Source organism: Achromobacter sp. Root83, assembly GCF_001428845.1.
Lineage (GTDB): Bacteria > Pseudomonadota > Gammaproteobacteria > Burkholderiales > Burkholderiaceae_B > Achromobacter.
Window position 1 is genome coordinate 236,643 of the sequence record NZ_LMIU01000023.1, and the last position, 20,039, is coordinate 256,681.

General features: G+C 66.5%; 17 protein-coding genes. 1 reads left to right on the forward strand and 16 read right to left on the reverse strand.

Annotated elements, in window-relative coordinates; all coding sequences use genetic code 11:
• Positions 1 to 39 precede the first annotated feature (39 nt).
• The 12 genes from murA to ASE30_RS20750 all read right to left on the reverse strand — a co-directional run bounded on the left by murA (position 40) and on the right by ASE30_RS20750 (position 10,625).
• Complete coding sequence (gene murA, locus ASE30_RS20695) at positions 40 to 1,308, reverse strand: UDP-N-acetylglucosamine 1-carboxyvinyltransferase (RefSeq protein ID WP_057286153.1); 1,269 nt, start codon at positions 1,306 to 1,308, stop codon at positions 40 to 42.
• Entirely contained in the window at positions 1,308 to 1,553 is a 246-nt protein-coding gene (locus ASE30_RS20700; RefSeq protein WP_057286154.1) for a BolA family protein, read from the reverse strand. The genes murA and ASE30_RS20700 overlap by 1 nt, the downstream gene beginning before the upstream one ends.
• Positions 1,554 to 1,558: 5 nt before the next feature.
• The gene (locus ASE30_RS20705; protein ID WP_057286155.1) at positions 1,559 to 2,371 is read right to left on the reverse strand and encodes an ABC transporter permease; all 813 of its coding nucleotides are present in this window, start codon (positions 2,369 to 2,371) and stop codon (positions 1,559 to 1,561) included.
• On the reverse strand, positions 2,368 to 3,180 hold the full coding sequence (locus ASE30_RS20710; protein ID WP_057286156.1) for an ABC transporter ATP-binding protein: 813 nt from the start codon (positions 3,178 to 3,180) through the stop codon (positions 2,368 to 2,370). The genes ASE30_RS20705 and ASE30_RS20710 overlap by 4 nt, the downstream gene beginning before the upstream one ends.
• Positions 3,181 to 3,353: 173 nt before the next feature.
• Positions 3,354 to 3,983 carry a phospholipid-binding protein MlaC gene (locus ASE30_RS20715; protein ID WP_057286157.1) on the reverse strand — a complete coding sequence of 210 codons (630 nt, stop codon included), beginning with the start codon at positions 3,981 to 3,983 and terminating at the stop codon, positions 3,354 to 3,356.
• Positions 3,984 to 4,020: 37 nt separating this feature from the next.
• On the reverse strand, positions 4,021 to 4,809 hold the full coding sequence (locus tag ASE30_RS20720) for a VacJ family lipoprotein (RefSeq protein ID WP_057286158.1): 789 nt from the start codon (positions 4,807 to 4,809) through the stop codon (positions 4,021 to 4,023).
• Positions 4,810 to 4,890: 81 nt separating this feature from the next.
• Complete coding sequence (mlaD, locus tag ASE30_RS20725) at positions 4,891 to 5,391, reverse strand: outer membrane lipid asymmetry maintenance protein MlaD (RefSeq protein WP_057286159.1); 501 nt, start codon at positions 5,389 to 5,391, stop codon at positions 4,891 to 4,893.
• Between the two features lie 12 nt (positions 5,392 to 5,403).
• A complete protein-coding gene (mlaE, locus tag ASE30_RS20730; protein ID WP_057286160.1) occupies positions 5,404 to 6,192 on the reverse strand; it encodes a lipid asymmetry maintenance ABC transporter permease subunit MlaE in 789 nt (262 codons plus the stop codon).
• The gene (locus ASE30_RS20735) at positions 6,189 to 7,025 is read right to left on the reverse strand and encodes an ABC transporter ATP-binding protein (protein ID WP_057286161.1); all 837 of its coding nucleotides are present in this window, start codon (positions 7,023 to 7,025) and stop codon (positions 6,189 to 6,191) included. Before ASE30_RS20735 ends, mlaE begins: the two co-directional genes overlap by 4 nt.
• 287 nt (positions 7,026 to 7,312) lie before the next feature.
• Complete coding sequence (locus tag ASE30_RS20740) at positions 7,313 to 8,374, reverse strand: nitronate monooxygenase family protein (RefSeq protein ID WP_057286162.1); 1,062 nt, start codon at positions 8,372 to 8,374, stop codon at positions 7,313 to 7,315.
• Between the two features lie 18 nt (positions 8,375 to 8,392).
• On the reverse strand, positions 8,393 to 9,370 hold the full coding sequence (locus tag ASE30_RS20745) for a tripartite tricarboxylate transporter substrate binding protein (RefSeq protein ID WP_057286163.1): 978 nt from the start codon (positions 9,368 to 9,370) through the stop codon (positions 8,393 to 8,395).
• 37 nt (positions 9,371 to 9,407) lie between these two features.
• Positions 9,408 to 10,625 (reverse strand): YbfB/YjiJ family MFS transporter, encoded by a 1,218-nt coding sequence (locus ASE30_RS20750; protein ID WP_057286164.1) that lies wholly within the window; start codon positions 10,623 to 10,625, stop codon positions 9,408 to 9,410.
• Between the two features lie 64 nt (positions 10,626 to 10,689).
• On the opposite strand from ASE30_RS20750, the gene ASE30_RS20755 reads away from it, so the two are divergent.
• Entirely contained in the window at positions 10,690 to 11,562 is an 873-nt protein-coding gene (locus tag ASE30_RS20755) for a LysR family transcriptional regulator (RefSeq protein WP_057286165.1), read from the forward strand.
• Between the two features lie 45 nt (positions 11,563 to 11,607).
• Here ASE30_RS20755 and ASE30_RS20760 read toward each other — a convergent pair whose 3' ends face one another.
• The 4 genes from ASE30_RS20760 to ASE30_RS20775 all read right to left on the reverse strand — a co-directional run bounded on the left by ASE30_RS20760 (position 11,608) and on the right by ASE30_RS20775 (position 19,900).
• Positions 11,608 to 12,249, reverse strand: coding sequence for an OmpW family protein (locus tag ASE30_RS20760; protein WP_057286166.1), 642 nt, complete (start codon positions 12,247 to 12,249; stop codon positions 11,608 to 11,610).
• 194 nt (positions 12,250 to 12,443) lie between these two features.
• On the reverse strand, positions 12,444 to 13,910 hold the full coding sequence (locus tag ASE30_RS20765; protein ID WP_057286167.1) for a glutamate synthase subunit beta: 1,467 nt from the start codon (positions 13,908 to 13,910) through the stop codon (positions 12,444 to 12,446).
• Positions 13,911 to 13,918: 8 nt separating this feature from the next.
• Entirely contained in the window at positions 13,919 to 18,658 is a 4,740-nt protein-coding gene (locus ASE30_RS20770) for a glutamate synthase-related protein (RefSeq protein ID WP_057286168.1), read from the reverse strand.
• A gap of 480 nt (positions 18,659 to 19,138) precedes the next feature.
• Positions 19,139 to 19,900, reverse strand: coding sequence for a hypothetical protein (locus tag ASE30_RS20775; RefSeq protein WP_057286169.1), 762 nt, complete (start codon positions 19,898 to 19,900; stop codon positions 19,139 to 19,141).
• Between the last annotated feature and the right edge of the window lie 139 nt (positions 19,901 to 20,039).

Sequence of the window (20,039 nt, forward strand, 5' to 3'; positions counted from 1 at the left end):
GGCAGCAAGCCGAAGGCGCAGCGTGGGGGCTATTGGTTTTCATGGCTGTTCCTTGCCGGTTACGCGTTGGATGTTCGCGCCCAGGGCGCGCAGCTTCACTTCCATCTGATCGTAGCCGCGATCCAGGTGATAGATGCGGTCGACCAGCGTTTCGCCATCGGCGGCCAGGCCGGCGATCACCAGGCTGGCCGAGGCGCGCAGATCGGTGGCCATGACGGTGGCGCCCGACAGGCGAGGCACGCCGCGCACGATGGCGGTGTGGCCGTCGATGTCGATCTGGGCGCCCATGCGGCGCAGTTCCTGCACGTGCATGTAGCGGTTTTCGAAGATGGTCTCGACAATGACGGAGGTGCCGTCGGCCACGGCGTCCAGCGCCATGAGCTGGGCCTGCATGTCGGTGGCGAAGCCCGGGTACTCGTGGGTACGGAACCCCACGGCCTTGGGCCGGCCGGACATGGCGGCGCGGATCCAGTCGGGCCCGGTCTCGATGGCGAGGCCGGCTTCGGTCAGCTTGTCCAGCGTGGCGCCCAGGATGCCGGGGTCGACATTCTTCAGCAGAATGTCTCCGCCGGCCGCGCCCACGGCGCACAGGAAGGTGCCGGCTTCGATGCGGTCGGAGATGACGCGGTGTTCCGCGCCGTGCAGGCGTTCCACGCCGTCGATGACGATGCGGCCGGTGCCGTGGCCCTGGATGCGCGCGCCCATCTTGATGAGCAGTTCCGCGAGGTCCACCACTTCGGGTTCGCACGCGGCGTTTTCCAGCACGGTCTGGCCTTCGGCCAGCACGGCGGCCATCAGCAGGTTCTCGGTGCCGGTGACCGTGACCATGTCGGTGCGGATGGAGGCGCCCTTCAGGCGCTTGGCGCGCGCCACCACGAAACCGTGTTCGATGCTGATCTCGGCGCCCAGGGCCGCCAGGCCCTTGATGTGCTGGTCGACGGGCCGCTGGCCGATGGTGCAGCCGCCCGGCAGGCTCACGCGGGCCTCGCCGAAACGCGCAAGCAGCGGACCCAGCACCAGGATGGACGCGCGCATCGTCTTGACCAGGTCATAAGGCGCTTCCAGGTTGTCGACCTTGTTCGCCTGCAGCGTGACCACGCCGTCGCTGCCGCGTTCGGCGCGCATGCCCATGCGGCCCAGGAGACGCAGCATGGTGCCGGTGTCATTCAGATGCGGCACATTGGAGAGCGTCAGCGCGTCGGCGGTGAGCAGACCCGCGCACAAAATCGGCAGGGCCGAGTTCTTGGCGCCGGAAATCGAGATCTCGCCGTGGAGCCGTGCGCCGCCGGTGATGCGTAGTTTGTCCATTACACGCCCGCTTGCTGGTATTCGCCGGGAGTGAGCGTGCGCATCGAAAGCGCGTGGATCTCGGCCTTCATGCGGTCGCCCAGCGCGGCGTAGACGAGTTGATGGCGCTGGATCAGGCGCTTGCCTTCAAAGGCGGTGCTGACGATGACGGCGTCAAAGTGCGAACCATCGCCCTGCACGTCGAGATGTTCACAGGGCAGGCCGTCCGCGATGTATTGGCGGACTTGCTCGGGAGTGGGAAGCATGGACGTCAGTTCCTGAGTTTGTAGCCGCTGGCCAGAAGCCGCAGCGCATAAGTCGATAGTGCAAGGAACACCCCCGTCACCACGGCCAGGCTGCGCCAGGGGGAGACGTCCGACACCGAGAAGAATCCGTAGCGGAATCCGTCGATGGTGTAGAAGATGGGGTTCCAGTGGGACACGCTTTGCCAGAATGGCGGCAGCGTATGGATGGAATAGAACACGCCGGACAGGAATGTCGCCGGCATGATCAGGAAGTTCTGGAAGGCCGCGAGCTGGTCGAATTTTTCAGACCACAGGCCCGCGATCACGCCCAGCACGGCCATGATGCCGCAGGCCAGTACGGCGAACACCAGGACCCACAGCGGATGAACCGGCGCCAGCGATACGAAGAACAGCGCCACCGCCCACACGCACAGGCCGACCGCCAGACCACGGGCGATAGCCGCCAGCACGTAGGCGCCGAAGATGTCCCGGTGCGACAGCGGCGGCAGCAGCATGAACACCAGATTGCCCGTGATGCGGCTTTGGATGAGCGACGACGACGGATTGGCGAACGAGTTCTGCAGCATGCTCATCATCATGAGCCCTGGGATCAGGAACGACGTGTAGGGCACGCTGCCGTAGACCGTGACGCGCCCTTCCAGCACGTGCGCGAAGACCAGCAGGTAAAGCAGCGCCGTGATGACGGGGGCGGCGATGGTCTGGAAGCTGACCTTCCAGAAGCGCAGCAGCTCCTTGCGCAGCAGGGTCGGAAAGCCGGAACCGGCGTCCAGGCGGGGCTGCACCAGCGGCTGGCTGGAGGTCGCGGCGGACTGGGTCATGACGAGATCTCTTCGGGTTGCAGGGACGGCGTGGCGGGTTCGTCGTCCTGGTGCATGATGCGCACGAACGCGTCTTCGAGGTCCACGCCGCCCACGCGGGCCATGAGGGCCTGCGTGGTGTCCAGCGCCACGATACGCCCGCCCTTGAGCATGGCGATGCGGGCGCACAGCGCCTCGGCCTCTTCCAGGTAGTGGGTCGTGAGCATGATGGTGTGGCCGGCCTTGTTCAGGCGCGAGATGAACTCCCACAGGGTGCGGCGCAAGTCCACGTCCACGCCCGCGGTGGGCTCGTCCAGCACGATCACGGGCGGCCGGTGCACCAGCGCCTGCGCCACCAGCACGCGGCGCTTCATGCCGCCGGACAGCGCGCGCATATTGGTATCGGCCTTGTCGGCCAGGCCCAGGTTGAACAGGATTTCGTCGATCCAGTCGTCGTTCTTGCGCAGGCCAAAATAGCCGGACTGGATGCGCAGGGTCTCGCGCACGGTGAAGAACGGGTCGTAGACGAGCTCTTGCGGCACCACCCCCAAGGCGCGCCGCGCCGACTTGTAATCGGCGACGGCGTCGTAGCCACAGACGGTGGCGCGGCCCGAGGTGGCATGCGCCAGGCCGGCGAGGATCGAGATCAGCGTGGTCTTGCCCGCGCCGTTCGGCCCGAGCAGGCCGAAGAACTCGCCGTGCTCGACCTGCAGGCTGACATTGTCCAGCGCCTGGAAACCGGGGCGGGGCGCGCGGCCGAGCAGCTTCTGCCAGCCACGCTGGCGCGACGAGTAGATCTTGGAGACGTTTTCTAGACTGACGGCGGACATGACAGCGGGGGGTGGCCCGAAAAGAGCGAATTGACCATTATATAAGCCCGCCGAGGCGGCAAGCGCCTATGGCCCCAGCGGACGTGGGGGCGGAGCCAATGTTGCGTCCCCAAAATAATCGGCCCGGCGGACCCCGAAGGGTGCGCCGGGCGTATGCAGCCAGCCGCAGGGATTTACTTGTTGCGCTGGTTCAGCGCCTGGATCAGGCCGTCGATACCGTTCTGGTTGATCTGCTGCGCAAACTGGTTGCGGTAGTTTTCGATCAGCCAGATGCCTTCGACGTTCATGTCGTAGATCTTCCAGCCCTGCGCCGTCTTTTCCAGACGGTAGTCCACGCCCACCGGTTGGCTGTTGGACTGGCTGATCAGCGTGCGGACGACGACATCGTCGGCCTTCGCGTCGCCGCGGAACGGCAGCCCCGTGATACGGGTGCTGGGCGTGACGCGGGTCAACGCGCCGCTATAGGTGCGGACCAGGGTGCCGCGGAAGGCTTCGGCCAGCGCCGTCTTCTGCTGCTCGGTGGCCTGGCGCCAGTAGCGGCCGGCGGCCAGGCGCGTCGTCTTCTGGAAATTGACGAAGGGAAGGATGTGCTGGTCGACGACCTCGTTGATGCGGGCGGTATTGCCAGCCTTGACCGAACCGTCGGCCTTCAGGACATCGAGGGTTTCGTTGGCGGCGGCCAGCACGAAGGCGTCGGGCGGGCCGTTGGGGTCCGGCCGGGCTTGCGCGGCCGTGGCGGCCGCCATCCCGAGCAGGCCGGTGAAGACCAGCCGCTGCAACAGAGAGGTAATAGAAAATCGCATCAAAACTCCTTCAGTACCGAAAGCGCAATCCCGCAGCTTACTTGGTGGCGGGTTGCGGCGCGGGAGCGGCGGGGGCGTCGCCCTCGTCGTCTTCATAGTTGGGCAGCGACGATTCGTCGTCCACGCGGTGGCCCAGCACCATCGCGGCGCGGCGCTGCAGGAAGGCGTCGCGGATGAAGCTGTAGGGATCCAGCGCGACGCGGTCGATCGTGTCGGTGGTGTCCAGCAGGTTGGCGCGCGTATCCACGATGCGCAGGCCCCACAGCGAGTTACGCAGGCGGACGTTGTCGATCGCATCCACGCCCATGTAGCCGTAGGTCGTGCCGTAGAAGTCGCCCGCCAGGCCGATGCCGTCGCGCACGCTGGACGCGCCGAAGAACGGCAGCACCAGGTACGGGCCCTGGCTGAAGCCCCACACGCCGAGCGTGGTGCCGAAATCGTTCGGGATCTTGCGCGCGCCGTTGGCCGAAGCGACGTCGAAGCAGCCGCCCACGCCCATCGTGGTGTTGAACAGGAAGCGGCCCAGGGTGTTCACGAAGTCGTGGCCGCGGCCCTGCAGGAAGCTGTTGGTGCCCGACCAGAGGTCGCCCACGTTGCTGAAAATATTGTGGATGCAGCTACGCACCGGTTGCGGCGTGACGAAAGTGTAGGCCTGCGCAACGGGCTTGAACACCGCGCGGTCGACCGTATCGTTGAACTGGTAGACGCCCCGGTTGAAGCCTTCCCAGGGGTCGCGCGGGTCCGGGTTCTGGGGCGCGGCGCAGCCGGCCATCAGCGCGCCCGCCGCGGCGACGGTGGCAATACGGGAAAGAGCTTTCGTGGTCATGATCCGGGTATCCCTATCAACAATTCTTATGTTATTGCGGCCGTGAGACGCAGCGTAATTACGGCCTTTTCCGCAGCGTCTTTAATCCGGCGCTTTCGCGGCGGGTTCCGGGGCGGCGTTCGTGCCCTGCTTTTCCGCCGACCCATACAGGAATTGGCTGATGAGCTGCTCGAGGACGACAGCGCTTTGTGTATAGCGGATTTTTCCGCCGTCGGTAAAGTTGTCTTCTTCGCTGCCGGCGGTCAGGCCAAGGTACTGTTCGCCCAGCAATCCCGAGGTCAGGATGGCGGCCGAGGAGTCCTTGGGAAACTGATAAGCCGTCTCCAGGTTGACCGAAACGATCGCCTGGTAGGTCTTGTCGTCGAAGGAGATGCCGGCGACCCGGCCCACCACCACGCCGGCGCTCTTGACCGGCGCGCGCACCTTGAGGCCGCCTACGTTATCGAAGTTGGCCGTCACCGTATAGGTCGGTGCGAAGGAAAAGGTGCTCAAGTTGCCGGCGCGCAACGCCAGGAATGCCAGCGCGACCGCGCCGAGCAATACAAACAGGCCTACCCAGAAGTCGGTTTTTTCGCGTGACATGATCGATCCGTATCAATTTCCAAACATCAAGGCGGTGAGCAGGAAGTCCAGCCCAAGAACCGCCAGCGAGCCCACGACCACGGTGCGGGTGGTGGCGCGGGCAACGCCTTCGGGGGTGGGCTTGGCCTGCCAGCCTTCGTAGAGTGCCACCAGCGTCACCGTGACGCCGAATACCAGGCTCTTGATGACACCGTTGGCCACGTCTTTCCAGACGTCGACCCCATTTTGCATCTGCGACCAGAAGGCGCCGGCGTCCACGCCGATCAGGAGCACGCCCACGACCCAGCCGCCCAGAATGCCCACGGTGGAGAACACCGCCGCCAGGATGGGCATGGCCAGAATGCCGCCCCACAGGCGTGGCACGAGCACACGGCGTATCGGGTCCACGGCCATGACTTCCATGGCCGAAAGCTGCTCGCCGGCCTTCATCAGGCCGATCTCGGCCGTGAGCGACGTGCCGGCGCGGCCCGCGAACAGCAGCGCCGTGACGACGGGCCCCAGTTCGCGCACCAGCGACAGGGCGACGAGCAGGCCCAGGGCCTCCTCGGAGCCGTAGCGGTTCAGGGTGTAATAGCCCTGCAGGCCCAGCACGAATCCCACGAACATGCCGGACACGGCGATGATCAGCAGGGAATAATTGCCGATGAAATGGACCTGCTGCGACACCAGCCGCGGCCGCGACAGCGCAATGCCGCTGCGCGCCAGCATGGCGCCGAAGAACCGGGTGAAGTAGCCGATCCCGGCGACGCGGGCGCGCACCCAGTGCCCCAGCGTGGCGACGGCGTTATTGGGTCCGCTCATGCTTTGCGCCCCTTCTGTTCTGACAGCCATTTCTGGAAAGCGGGCGTTTCGGGATACTGGAACGCGACCGGGCCGTCGGGTTCGCCCTTGAGGAATTGCTGCACATAGGGATCCTGCGAGGCCGACAGCGTGTCCGGCGTGCCAGAGGCGGCCAGCTTGCCCTGTCCCACCAGATAGACCTGGTCGGCAATCGCGAACGACTCGTGCACATCGTGCGTGATCAGCACCGACGCGCAGTGCAGGCGGTCGGCCAGGCTGCGGATCAGGCGGGCGGTGATGCCCAAGGAGATCGGGTCGAGCCCGGCGAAGGGTTCGTCGTACAGGATGAGTTCGGGTTCCAGCACCACGGCGCGGGCCAGCGCCACGCGGCGGGCCATGCCCCCGGAGATCTCGGCCACTTTCAGATGCGCGGCGGCGCGCAGGCCGACGGCGTCAAGCTTGTCCAGCACGCGTTCGGTGATTTCCGCTTCGCCAAGCGCGGTGTGTTCGCGCAGCGGGAAGGCCACGTTCTCGAATACGTTCAGGTCGGTGAAAAGCGCGCCCTGCTGGAACAGCACGCCCATGCGCTTGCGCAGGGACTGAAGCTCGGCGCGGGTGACGCGCGCCATGTCCTGGCCGAAAGCCAGCACGCGGCCATGCTTTGCGGTGAGCTGGCCGGTGGCCGCCCGCAACAGTGTGGTCTTGCCGGAGCCGGAGCCGCCCATGACGGCGACCACCTGGCCCGCCCGCACGTCCATGGAAATGTCGCGCAAGACGGTGAAATCACCGTAGCCTAGCGCCACACCTTCCAGGCGCAGGGCGAATTCCGGGGTGCTGCTTGTTTGAGCGGACATGGGCAACGAAAGGGGGTTTCGGCGGCGGAGCTTGCCCTGCTGTCCTGTCGGCACGCAGGACAGAGAACCTGACCGGCGCGGGCAAGACAGGCTGCGTCGGGAAGCGCCCTGTTACTCAGATGCCGGGGACGAAGACAGACCTCGGCCCCCAGCGGCGAGGCGCCATTGTAGCCCGACGCTTCGTAATCACAATCTGACAGGCCATGCGTGGAACAGTGTTTTCGGCATGGGGAACAATCCCCGCCCCCGCGCGCTTGCCGCGCGGGGCAGCCCGTAGCGCCGGGCGCTCAGCGGCGCGCTTGGGCGGCCGCGGTTTCCCGCGCCAGGCGCTGGACCAGTGCCGCCGTGGTTTCGCGGCGGGCCAGCGGGGCTCCTTGGCCTGCCCACAGGGACAGAACGTTGATGTTTCCGCTTTTGCCGCCCGCCGTGCGCATGGGCCGGGTCAGGGCGTTTTGCTGCGGGTAGGGCAGGATGTCCGGCGCGATGGCGTCGGCATCGCGCATGAAGGCGTTGACGATGCCGCGGGCCGGCCGTCCGGAAAAGGCACGGGTGACCCGCGACTGCTCGGAGCGCGAGGCGGGCAGAACCGCCTTGTAGGCGTCGCTGATGCCCGATTCCTCGGTCGTCAGGAAGGCCGTCCCCATTTGCGCCACATCAGCGCCCAGGGCCAGCGCGGCGGCGATGCCGCGGCCGTCCATGATGCCGCCCGAGGCGATGACCGGCACCGATACGGCGTCGGCGATCTGTGGCACGAGCGCCATGGTGCCAATGAGCGACGCCTCGAAACCGTCCAGGAAGGTGCCGCGGTGGCCGCCGGCTTCGGCGCCCTGCGCCACGACGGCGTCCACGCCGTCCTGTTCGAGCGCCACGGCCTCCCGTACGGTGGTTGCCGTGCCCACGGTCAGGATGCCGAGTTCACGGCACCGCGCCAGGAAATCGGCCGGCACGCGGCCAAAGGTGTAGCTGAAGACTGCCGGCCGTACGCGCAGCACGGCTTCGAGCTGGCCGGGCAAGGGGTCGGCCTGGGGGCCGGGCGCGGCAGGCGCGGGGAGGCCCAACTGTTGGTGATATCGCGCCATCAGGGCCAGCATCCGGTCCGTATCGCCCTGCATGGGCTCGGCGGGCACCGAGGCAAACAGATTGATGGCGAACGGCAGCGCGGTGCGCGCACGGATCGCCACCGCCGCCTCCTCGATCTGTTCGGGGGTCATATAGGCCGCCCCGAGCGATCCCAGGATGCCCGCCTTCGACGCCTCGGACACCAGTTCCACCGTGGTGGCGCCGCCGGCCATGGGCGCCTGGATAATGGGGTGGTTCAGCTTGAGCAAGTCAGTCAGACGGGAAACCATGGGAAGACTCCTGAGGGGTTATTGAAGCTGGATGTTTCCAGCCTTGATGACGTGGGCCCACTTTTCGCTTTCGCTCTTGATGAAGGCCGCGAATTCTTCGGGAGTGCCGCCGCCGGCCTGGCTGCCGGTGTCGGCGATGGCCTTTTGCACATCCGGTTCCTTCAGGATGCGGTTGAACTCGGCGTTGAGCTTGGCGATGATCGGGGCGGGCGTGCCGGCGGGCGCGACGATGCCTTGCCAGTTGTAGGACTCGAAACCCGGCAGGCCGGATTCGGCCATCGTGGGCACGTCGGGCAGGACGGCCAGGCGCTTGGCGGACGTGACAGCGATGGGGTGGATCTTGGCGCCCTGGATGGCCGGCAGCGCGGAATAGCCCATCTCGAACATCATCGAGATATGGCCGCCCATCAGGTCGGTCGCCGCCAGGCTGCCGCCCTTGTAGGGAACGTGGACGATGTCGATCTTGGCCTGTTCGCGGAACATTTCGCCCGACAGGTGGTGCGCGCCGCCGACGCCGGACGAGCCGAACGACAGCTTGCCCGGCTGCTTTTTGGCCAGCGCGATCAGGTCCGCCAGCGTCTTGACCGGCAGTTCGTTGTTCACGCTCAGGACCAGCGGGCTGTTCTCGATCAGGATGACCGGCGCCAGATCCTTCTGCGGGTTGTAAGGCATGTCCTTCATCAGCGACGGGTTGACCGCCATCGGCGCGAGGTTGCCGGTCCCGATGGTGTAGCCGTCCGGGGCCGCCTTGGCGATCAGGTTGGTGCCCACCACGCCGCCCGCGCCCGCCTTGTTTTCGACGACGATGGGCTGGCCCAGCGACTCGCCCAGCTTGCGGGCCAGAAGGCGCACGCGGGTGTCGGCAAAGCCGCCCGGCGCATACGGCACGATGATGGTGACGGGCTTCGTGGGCCAGTCGCTGGTCTGAGCCTGGGCGGCGCCGCTGAAGGCGGCAACGGCAGCCAGGGCGGCGATTAGGGGGCGCAACGGTTGCATGCTGGGGACTCCTCTACCTGCTTTGTGATTTCTAATGTCAACGACCTCGGGGGTCGCTCGCATTATGCCCAGCGCCGTCGCGATCTGTCGTGACTTTTCCCAGGCGCCACGCGGACAGCGCCAGCAGCGCCGCGCTGGCCGCCAGCACGTCGGGCAGGCCCGCGCCCCAGTGGGCCGCCAGGGACGCCAACAGGGGCCCCAGGATCTGTCCGGCCGCGAAGGCGGCGGTCATGACGGCGGCCGCGCGCGGCGCCGCCGCCCCCGCCAGCCGCCGCGCGGTCAGCATGCCGGCCTGGGTGATCACCATGAAAGTGCCGCCCACCAGCAGCGCGGCAAGGATCACGCCTGCGATGTGATGCCACCCGGCCACGGTCAGCATGCCGGCCGCCATCAGCACCTGGGCGCCTCGCCAGACCTGGCGGTCGTCGCGGCCGCGCGCCAGACGGGGGACCAGCAGGCAGGACAGGGCGGCGGCCAGCCCGAACAGCGGCCACGCCCAGCCGAAGATCGCTGGATCGGGAAAGATCTCTTTGGCCATCGCGGGCAGGAAGGTGGCGGGAATGATGTAACCCACGCCGAATACGCCGTAATGCAGGGCCAGGCCGCCTATCCCGCGGGGCAGCTTCGCAGCGGGCGCGGCGGCCGACGGCAGACGGGCGGGGGGCGCCTGCCGGCTCAGGCCCGGCCAGGCCGCCAGGGACAACGCAAGCGCCAGCGCACCCAGCGCAAGCCAGGTCCGGTCCGCGCCGATGTTCCAGGCCATCAGCGCCAGGCAGGCCAGGCCCGTCAGCGCGATGCCGGCGCCCACGCCGGCATAGGTCATGGCGGATGCCGCCGCCTCGCGGGGATCGCCCGCGGGCACGGGCCGCCATGCCGCGACACAGATGAACGCGCTGGCGCTGGCGTAGCCGGCGGCCAGCCGCAGCAGGCTCCAGCCCGCCACGCTGTCGAGCAGCGGCATGGCCAGGGTCAGCGCCGCCACCGCCGCCAGACTTGCCGCCAGCGCGCCGCGCAGGCGGCGGATCGGCCAGACGATGGCGGCCAGCGCACCCAGCAGATACCCCGCGTAATTCGCCGACGCCAGCCAGCCGCCCTGGGCGAGGGACAGGCCGGATTCTTCGGCCATCAGCGGCCACACGGGCGTGAAGGCGAAACGGCCTATTCCCATGGCGGCGGCCAGGGCCAGAGCGGCCGGCCAAGCCATGCGCGCGGCGCCGGGCCGGGTGGAAGACAGAGGGTAAGCAGGCGTTGACATGCTTCCACTCTACGGCTGTACTAATATCTTTAATAGTGAATTATTAAGAACGCGAGTTCCCAAAATGAGAAACTTGGATCTCGATGCGCTACAGATGTTCAAAGCGGTGGCCGACCAGGGCGGCGTGGCGCGCGCGGCCGCGCACCTGAACCGGGTGCAGTCCAATGTGTCGACGCGCCTCAAGCAACTGGAAGCGTCGCTGGGCGCTCCGCTTTTCCGGCGCCAGAACCGGCGCCTGGTGCTGTCGGACCAGGGGCGGGTGCTGCTTTCCTATGCGGACCGCCTGCTGCGCCTGTCCGACGAGGCGCAGGCCGCCGTGCGCGAGGGCGCGCTGCAGGGCGTGCTGCGCATCGGCACGATGGAAAGCACGGCGGCGGCGCGGCTGCCTCCCATTCTTGCTGCCTATCACGCCGCCTGGCCGCAGGTGCGCATCGAACTGGTCACGGGCACGTCGGGCGCGTTGGCGGCCAAGGTGCGCAACTACGAGATCGAAGCAGCATTCGTGGCGCAGCCATTCCACGCCGAAGGGCTGGCGGCGGTGGATGCGTTCCAGGAGGAGCTGGCGTTGATCTCGCCGGTGGCCTGGGAACCGGTGGAAAACGCCAAAGCGCTGGCTGACCGCACTGTCATCGCGTTCGCGGCGGGGTGCTCATACCGGCGCATCCTGGAATCGTGGCTGAACCAGGAAGGCGTGGCGCCCGCCAAGGTGATGGAGTTTGCGTCGTATCACGCCATCGTGGCGTGCGTCGCGGCCGGCTCGGGCGTGGCGGTGGTACCGCGCTCCGTGCTGGCGGTGCTGGGGGCCGAGCAATCGGTCCGGGTGAGTCCCCTGTCCGGCGCCCACGGCCGCGCGCTGACCCAGCTGATCTGGCGGGCCGATGACGACACGGCCGCGCTGCAGGCCTTGCGCCGCCAGTTGGAAATGGCCCGGGGCTGACGTCCGCGCGGATCGCGCGGACGTCAGCCCCGGTTTGGACGATGCTTAGAAGCGGTAGCCGACGCCTACCGTGGCCACCCACGGGTCGACGCGGGCGGTTCCGACGCGCTGGCCGTCCAGGGTCACCTTGGACTTGATGTCGATGTAGCGGATGTCGGCGTTCATGAACCAGCGTTCATTGATCTTGATGTCCGCGCCCAATTGCGCGGCGACGCCCCAGGAATCGCCCAGCTTCAGGTCCGAACCCTTCAGCGCGCCTTCGGCCTGGGTGTCGAAGAAGTGGGTGTAGTTAATGCCCACGCCGATGTACGGCTGGATCATGCTGTCGGGCAGGATGTGCCATTGCAGGCTCAGCGTGGGAGGCAATTGCTTGCTGGAGCCGATCTTGCCCAGGCCGCCGCTGCCGCTGACATCGTGCTGGAAGGGCCAGGCGCCCAGGAGTTCGATACCGATGTTGCGCGTGGCCATGTAGGCCAGCGTGAAGCTGGGACGCACGTTGTTGTTCACGTCCAATTTGACGGAGCCATCAAGCACGGAGCCATTGTTCGACGAGGGGCGGACTTGCGTCACGCCGACCCGGAACAAGACGTCGCCCGCCTCGTGGGCATGAGCGGGGGCGGCGAATGCGCCGGCGGCAATCAGGCCGGCGATGGCGGTGGCGCGGATACGCCCGTTCAGCGAAAACATTTTCTTCTCCGATCTTTCCGTGGGGTGAGCACACAGGTTCTCAGACCCGCTCCGCCGTCCGATTGATATGTGTCAAATCGTGAAAAGACCGCATTGAAAAAGTGGTTATGCCGCAACACGCCTGGCGCGCGGTTCCCCAAATAAAAACGCCGCCGGCGCGGGGCGCTCGGCGGCGATGCGGCAGCGGGCTGGCCTCAGCGCGGCAGTTCGCTGCTGCCCATCAGGTAGGCGTCGACCGAGCGCGCGCACTGGCGGCCTTCGCGGATGGCCCAGACCACCAGGGACTGGCCGCGGCGCATGTCGCCCGCGGTGAAGACCTTGTCCACATTGGTGCGGTAGTCGTCGGTGTTGGCGCGCACGTTGCCGCGCGCGTCGCGGTCCACGCCAAAAGCGTCCAGCACGGTCTGCACGGGCGACACGAAGCCCATGGCCAGCAGCACCAGGTCCGCCTTGATCTCGAATTCCGAGCCTTCGACCTCGCGCATCTTCATCTGGCCGGTGGCGTCGTCCTTGAACCATTCGACGCGCGCGCCAATCAGCTTTTCAACCTTGCCGTTGCTGCCCTTGAGCAGCTTGGTGGTCACGGACCAGTCGCGGTCGCAGCCTTCTTCGTGCGAGGACGAGGAACGCATCTTCAGCGGCCAGTATGGCCACGTCATGGCCTTGTTCTCGGACTCGGGCGGCTGGGGCATCAGTTCGAACTGCGTGACCGAGGCCGCGCCGTGGCGGTTGCTGGTGCCCACGCAGTCGGACCCCGTGTCGCCGCCGCCGATCACCACGACATGTTTGCCCTTGGCAAGCGTCTGGTCGGTCAGGCGGTCGCCTGCCACGGCCTTGTTCTGCTGGCGCAGGAAGTCCATGGCGTAGTACACGCCCGAGAGTTCGCGGCCCGGGACCGGCAGGTCGCGCGGCGTTTCCGAACCGCCGCTCATGACCACGGCGTCGAATTCGGCCATCAGCGATTGCGGCGTACGCACCGTCAGGCCATCGGCCACGGGATCCTTCGGATTGCCGATGTAGGTAGACGGCGCGAACTCCACGCCTTCGGCCTCCATCTGCGAGATGCGGCGGTCGATCTGGTGCTTTTCCAGCTTGAAATCGGGAATGCCGTAGCGCAGCAGCCCGCCGATGCGGTCGCTCTTTTCGAACAGGGTCACCGAGTGGCCGGCGCGCGCCAACTGCTGCGCGCACGCCATGCCGGCGGGGCCGGAGCCCACGACCGCGACCTTCTTGCCCGTCTTGCGCGCCGGCACTTGCGGCGCGACCCAGCCTTCGGCCCAGCCCTTGTCGATGATCGCGTGTTCGATGGACTTGATGCCCACGGCGTCGCTGTTGATGTTCAAGGTACAGGCGGCTTCACACGGCGCCGGGCAGATGCGGCCCGTGAACTCCGGGAAGTTGTTGGTGGAGTGCAGCACGTCCAGCGCGCGGCGCCAGTCCTGCTTGTACACCAGGTCATTCCAGTCGGGGATGATGTTGTTGACCGGGCAGCCGTTGTTGCAGAACGGGATGCCGCAGTCCATGCAGCGCGCCGCCTGCTGCTTGGCCTGGTCGTCGGTCAGGTGCAGCACGAATTCGCGCCAGTTCTTCAGCCGCTTCTGCGGGGCCTCGGAGGCCTCCTGCAGACGCTGAAATTCCATAAAGCCGGTAATCTTTCCCATGGTATCCCTCACGCAGCCAGTTGTTGCGGGTTGGCTGCACGCCACATTTCACCCAATGCGCGGCGGTAGTCCGTCGGCATTACCTTTACGAATTTGCCGCGCGAGGCTTCCCAGTCGCCCAGGATTTCGCGGGCGCGGTAGCTGCCGGTATAGCGGAAGTGGTCTTCCACCAGGCGGCGCAGGATGGACTCATCCGTTTCGCGTTCGCCGCCGCGTTGCGCGCTGTGCCAGATGTCGATGTTGTTCAGCGACTGCTGTTCGGCATGCGGCGCCACGGCTTCCAGTTCGACCATGGACAGGTTGACGCGGTGCTTGAGCGTGCGTTCCGGATCCCAGACGTACGCCACGCCGCCCGACATGCCCGCCGCGAAGTTGCGGCCGGTGGCGCCCAGCACCACGACGGTGCCGCCGGTCATGTATTCGCAACCGTGGTCGCCCGTGCCTTCCACCACCGTGGCGGCGCCGGAGTTGCGCACCGCGAAGCGTTCGCCGGCCACGCCATTGAAGAAGGCTTCGCCCGCCAGCGCGCCGTACAGCACGGTGTTGCCGGCGATGATGTGGTCGGGGCCGAAACCGCGGAAGTCGTTGGGCGAACGCACGATGATGCGGCCGCCCGACAGGCCCTTGCCGACGTAGTCGTTGCCTTCGCCCACCAGGTCCATCGTGATGCCGTGCGCCAGGAACGCGCCAAAGCTCTGGCCCGCAGTGCCGTTGCACTGGATGTGGATGGTGTCGTCCGGCAGGCCGTCATGGCCATAGCGCGAGGCTACCGCGCCCGACAGCATGGCGCCGATCGTGCGGTTGCGGTTGCGCACCGGGACGATGAACGACACCTTTTCGCCGCGCTCCAGCGCGGGCTTGCTGCGGTCGATCAGTTGATGATCCAGCGCACCCGCCAGTCCGTGGTCCTGCTCTTCGGTCTGGCGCACATCGGCGTCCGACTGGGTCTGATGGAACACGCGGGCGAAGTCCAGCCCTTGCGCCTTCCAGTGTTCCACGCCCGAGCGCATGTCCAGCAGGTCGGCGCGGCCGATCAGGTCGTCGAACTTGCGGATGCCCAGCTGGGCCATGATCTCGCGCACTTCTTCGGCGATGAAGAAGAAGAAGTTCACGACGTGTTCGGGCTTGCCCTGGAATTTCTTGCGCAGGACCGGGTCTTGCGTGGCCACGCCCACCGGGCAGGTGTTCAGGTGGCACTTGCGCATCATGATGCAGCCTTCCACGACCAGCGGCGCGGTGGCGAAGCCGAATTCATCGGCGCCCAGCAACGCGCCGATGACGACGTCGCGGCCGGTCTTCATCTGGCCGTCGGCCTGCACGCGGATGCGGCTGCGCAGGCGGTTCAACACCAGCGTCTGCTGCGTTTCGGCCAGGCCCAGTTCCCAGGGCGTGCCCACGTGCTTGATGGACGACACCGGCGACGCGCCCGTGCCGCCGTCATGGCCGGCGATCACGACGTGGTCGGCCTTGGCCTTGGCCACGCCGGCGGCCACCGTGCCGACGCCCACTTCGGACACCAGCTTGACCGACACCGACGCCTTGGAATTCACGTTCTTCAGGTCGTGGATGAGCTGGGCCAGGTCTTCGATCGAGTAGATGTCATGGTGCGGCGGGGGCGAGATCAGGCCCACGCCCGGCACCGAATAGCGCAGCTTGGCGATGTATTCCGACACCTTGTGGCCGGGCAACTGGCCGCCTTCGCCGGGCTTGGCGCCCTGCGCCATCTTGATCTGGATCTGGTCGGCGGACGACAGGTACTCGGCGGTCACGCCGAAACGGCCCGACGCCACCTGCTTGATCTTCGAGCGCAGCGAGTCGCCCTTCTTGAGTTCGACGTCGGCTTCGATGCGGTCCGTGCCCAGCACCGAGGCCAGCGTGTCGCCGTCCTTGATGGTGCTCTTGCCTTCGCGCATTTCGGCGCGGTAGCGCAGTTCGTCCTCGCCGCCTTCGCCGGTGTTGGACTTGCCGCCGATGCGGTTCATGGCCACGGCCAGCACGGAGTGGGCTTCGGTCGAGATCGAACCCAGCGACATGGCGCCGGTGGCGAAGCGCTTGACGATGTCCTTGGCCGACTCGACGTCGTCCAGCGGAATGGCGCGCGACGGATCGAAACGGAACTCGAACAGGCCGCGCAGGGTCATGTGGCGACGGCTCTGGTCGTTGATGATCTGCGCGTATTCCTTGTACGTGCGATAGTTGTTGGCGCGCGAAGCGTGCTGCAGCTTGGCGATGGAATCCGGCGTCCACATGTGCTCTTCGCCGCGGACGCGGTAGGCATACTCGCCACCCGCATCCAGGTCATTGGCCAGCACCGGGTCGGTGCTGAACGCGGCGCGGTGCTGGCGCAGCGCTTCTTCGGCGACCTGGAAGATGCCGATGCCTTCGATGTTGGACGACGTGCCGGTGAAGTACTTGTTCACCAGGGCGCTCTGCAGGCCCACGGCTTCGAAGATCTGCGCGCCGGTATAGGACATGTAGGTGGAAATGCCCATCTTGGACATGACCTTGTTCAAGCCCTTGCCGATCGCCTTGATGAAGTTCTTCACGGCCTTTTCGGGGTCATTCATCTTGCCCAGCGATTCCAGCGCCAGGTAGGGGTGAATGGCTTCGGCGCCGTAGCCGCCCAGCAGCGCGAAGTGGTGGACTTCGCGCGCCGAGCCGGTTTCCACGACGAGGCCCGTGTTGGTGCGCAGGCCGGCGCGGATCAGGTGCTGGTGAACGGCGGAGGTGGCCAGCAGCGCGGGGATGGCCACGCGCTCGCTGTCGACCAGACGGTCGGACACGATCAGGATGTTGTAGCCGCTTTGCACCGCATCCACGGCGCGCGCGCACAGCGCGGCCACGCGGGCTTCGATGCCCTCGGGGCCCCAGGCGGCGGGGTACGTGATGTCCAATTCGAAGCTGCGGAATTTCTTGCCCGTCACCTGTTCGATGTCGCGGATCTGCGCCATGGCGGCGAAGTCCAGCACCGGCTGGGAGACTTCCAGGCGCAGCGGCGGATTGACGTTATTGATGTCCAGCAGGTTCGGCTTGGGGCCGATGAAGGACACCAGCGACATCACGAGCTGTTCGCGGATGGGGTCGATCGGCGGGTTGGTGACCTGCGCGAACAACTGGCGGAAGTAGTTGTAGAAAGGCTTGGCGCGGTCGGACAGCACGGCCAGCGGGGCGTCATTGCCCATCGAACCGATGACTTCCTCGCCCGAGGCGGCCATGGGTTCCAGGATGAACTTGAAGTCTTCCTGGGTCCAGCCGAAGGCCTGCTGGCGGTCCAGCAGGGACACGGCCGATTGCGTGGCCACGGCGACCTGGCGCGGCGTGGGCAGCGATTCCAGCTTGATCTGCAGGCGTTCGATCCACTGGCGGTACGGCCGGCTGTTCGCAAGCTGCAGCTTGATCTCGGCGTCGTCGATGATGCGGCCCTGTTCCAGGTCGATCAGGAACATCTTGCCCGGCTGCAGGCGCCACTTCTTGACGATGCGGTTTTCGGGGATCGACAGCGTGCCGGCTTCGGACGCCAGGATGACCATGTCGTCATCGGTGACCAGGTAGCGGGCCGGGCGCAGGCCGTTGCGGTCCAGCGTGGCGCCGATCTGGCGGCCATCGGTGAACGCGACCGCGGCGGGGCCGTCCCACGGCTCCATCATGGCGGCGTGGTATTCGTAGAAGGCGCGGCGGCTCTCGTCCATCTGCGTGTGCTGTTCCCAGGCTTCCGGGATCATCATCATCATGGCGTGGGCCAGCGAATAGCCCGAGTTCACCAGCAATTCCAGGCAGTTGTCGAACGTCGCGGTATCCGATTGGCCTTCGTAGACGATCGGGTACAGCTTTTTCAAGTCGTCGCCCAGCACGGCTGACTGCATCATGCCTTCGCGGGCGCGCAGCCAGTTGAAGTTGCCCTTGACCGTGTTGATTTCGCCGTTGTGGGCGATCATGCGGTACGGGTGGGCCAGCGGCCAGGCGGGGAAGGTGTTGGTCGAGAAGCGCTGGTGAACCAGCGCCAGGGCGGACACCGTGCGGGTGTCGGCCAGGTCGCGGTAGTAGCGGCCGACCTGGTCGGCCAGCAGCAGGCCCTTGTAGACCACGGTGCGTACCGACGCCGAGGGCACGAAGTATTCCTTGCCGTGGGCCAGATGCATGTTCTGGATGGCGTGGCTGGCGGTCTTGCGGATCACGTACAGCTTGCGTTCCAGCGCGTCGGGCACCATCACGTCGGCGCCGCGGCCGATGAACAGCTGGCGGATCACGGGCTCGCAGTCGCGCACGGTGGGCGACATGGGCATGTCGACGTCCACCGGCACATTGCGCCAGCCCAGCACGACCTGGCCTTCGGCGCGCACGGAACGTTCCAGTTCCTGCTCACAGGCCAGGCGCGACGCGGTTTCCTTCGGCAGGAACACCATGGCGACGCCATATTCGCCCGGAGGCGGCAGGATGATGCCTTGCTGGCTCAGTTCGTCGCGGTAGAGCGTGTCCGGGATCTGGATCAGGATGCCCGCGCCGTCGCCCATCAGCTTGTCCGCGCCGACCGCGCCGCGGTGGTCCAGGTTTTCCAGGATCTTCAGGCCCTGCTGGATGATCGCGTGGCTTTTCTTGCCCTTGATATGTGCAACGAAACCGACGCCGCAGGCGTCATGTTCGTTCTTGGGGTGGTACAGGCCCTGGGCCGAAGGCAGGCCGATGCGGCTGGCATCGATGGGGGTCGCCTTGGCGGGGGGACAGGATTCGATCGGGGTAATTTGGGGCATGGCGCGCTCCGCAGTGAGCCTGCGTCGTAATGTTGCAGTGCAGGAGACGGACAATACCCCCGCCAGGAGTAGGGTGCAACAGAAACATACGGGGTATGACCCCAATTATATCTACGCCCCATCATAGAGCATTAATAAGGGGACACAACAACGGCCGCGCCGTTATTGGGCTGGCGCTGGCAGGGCGAAACCGGGATGCGCGCAGGCGCAGGAAATCGCCCCAATCTGGCTTTATGTGTCCCTAATTTAAGGTGGCGGTTTCGATGCGAAATATCAACGGATCTGTGGCGGAAACGCCTACACGGCGGCCACGTGGGAAGGCAGGTGGATACGCGCGTGGGCACCGCCGCACGATCTGTGGCGCGACGGCGCGCAAGCGGGGCGACGGAATCTGTGTCGATATGGAGGCCGGCATGCCCGCCCGGGTCGGACTGCGGACACCCCCCAAAGGCAGAACCCGCCTGGCGGCGGGTTCGGGTGTCAGGACGTGGTCGGGGTGGACGTCGTCGGGGGGGAGGAGTTCGGTTCGGTATCGGCCGGCGCGGCGGGAGCGGGCTTCTTGCGCGGACGCCCGCGCTGGCCCGGAGCCACGCGCCGGCTGGCCGTATGCGCCAGGCTGGCGATGAAGTTGGCGCCACCCAGCGCCCATTGGCCGGATACGGCCTGGTCGATGCGCTGCGTTTCCTCGCGCGACAGGCCGTCCTGCAGGCGCTTGCGGTAATTGGCCTGGCGGTCGAAGGGCGTGTTGCCGCAAGCCCAGTAATCCGCGTGATCGGATTGCCACTGGGCGGGGGCCGCCGTGGTGTTGCCGGTGTGGCTGGCCGCCGAGGACCAGGGCCAGGAATCGGGATCTTGCGATGCGCCGCTGCGCACGGGGTAGGTTTCCAGCCAGACCAGCGCCGGCAGCACCCAGGCGCCGGGCTCCAGCAAGGCTGAGCGGTAGCGGCCCGCGAACACCCGGCCGCCGCGCAGGCGCGCCGCCAGATTCCGGCCCAGCGTCTGCATCAACCTGGGCAGCCCCTCTTCGTCAGCGGGGGTGGCCAGAAGCAGAATGCGGTCGTTGGCAAGCAGCCATCCGTGAACCGACACGCGATGGCGTTGGGCGGATTCGCCCAGCCAGGTGGCCAGTTGATTCAGGATGTCGGCGGGGGCGGGTTGCGATGCCGCCGCCAGAGGCTGAATGAAGTTGGCCTGCACCAGTTGGGGCAGCCCGGGGGCATACAGACGGGGCAGACGGGCCATAGTGTCAGGGCTTGCGTATCGGGAAGAACGGGTTGTCTTCGCACACGGTATATAAATAGTGCCACGGTGGGCGCCGGTCAAGTACCGTGATCAAAATATGGGCACGGAATGGTATTTTTTTGTCGCGGGCGCCCAATGA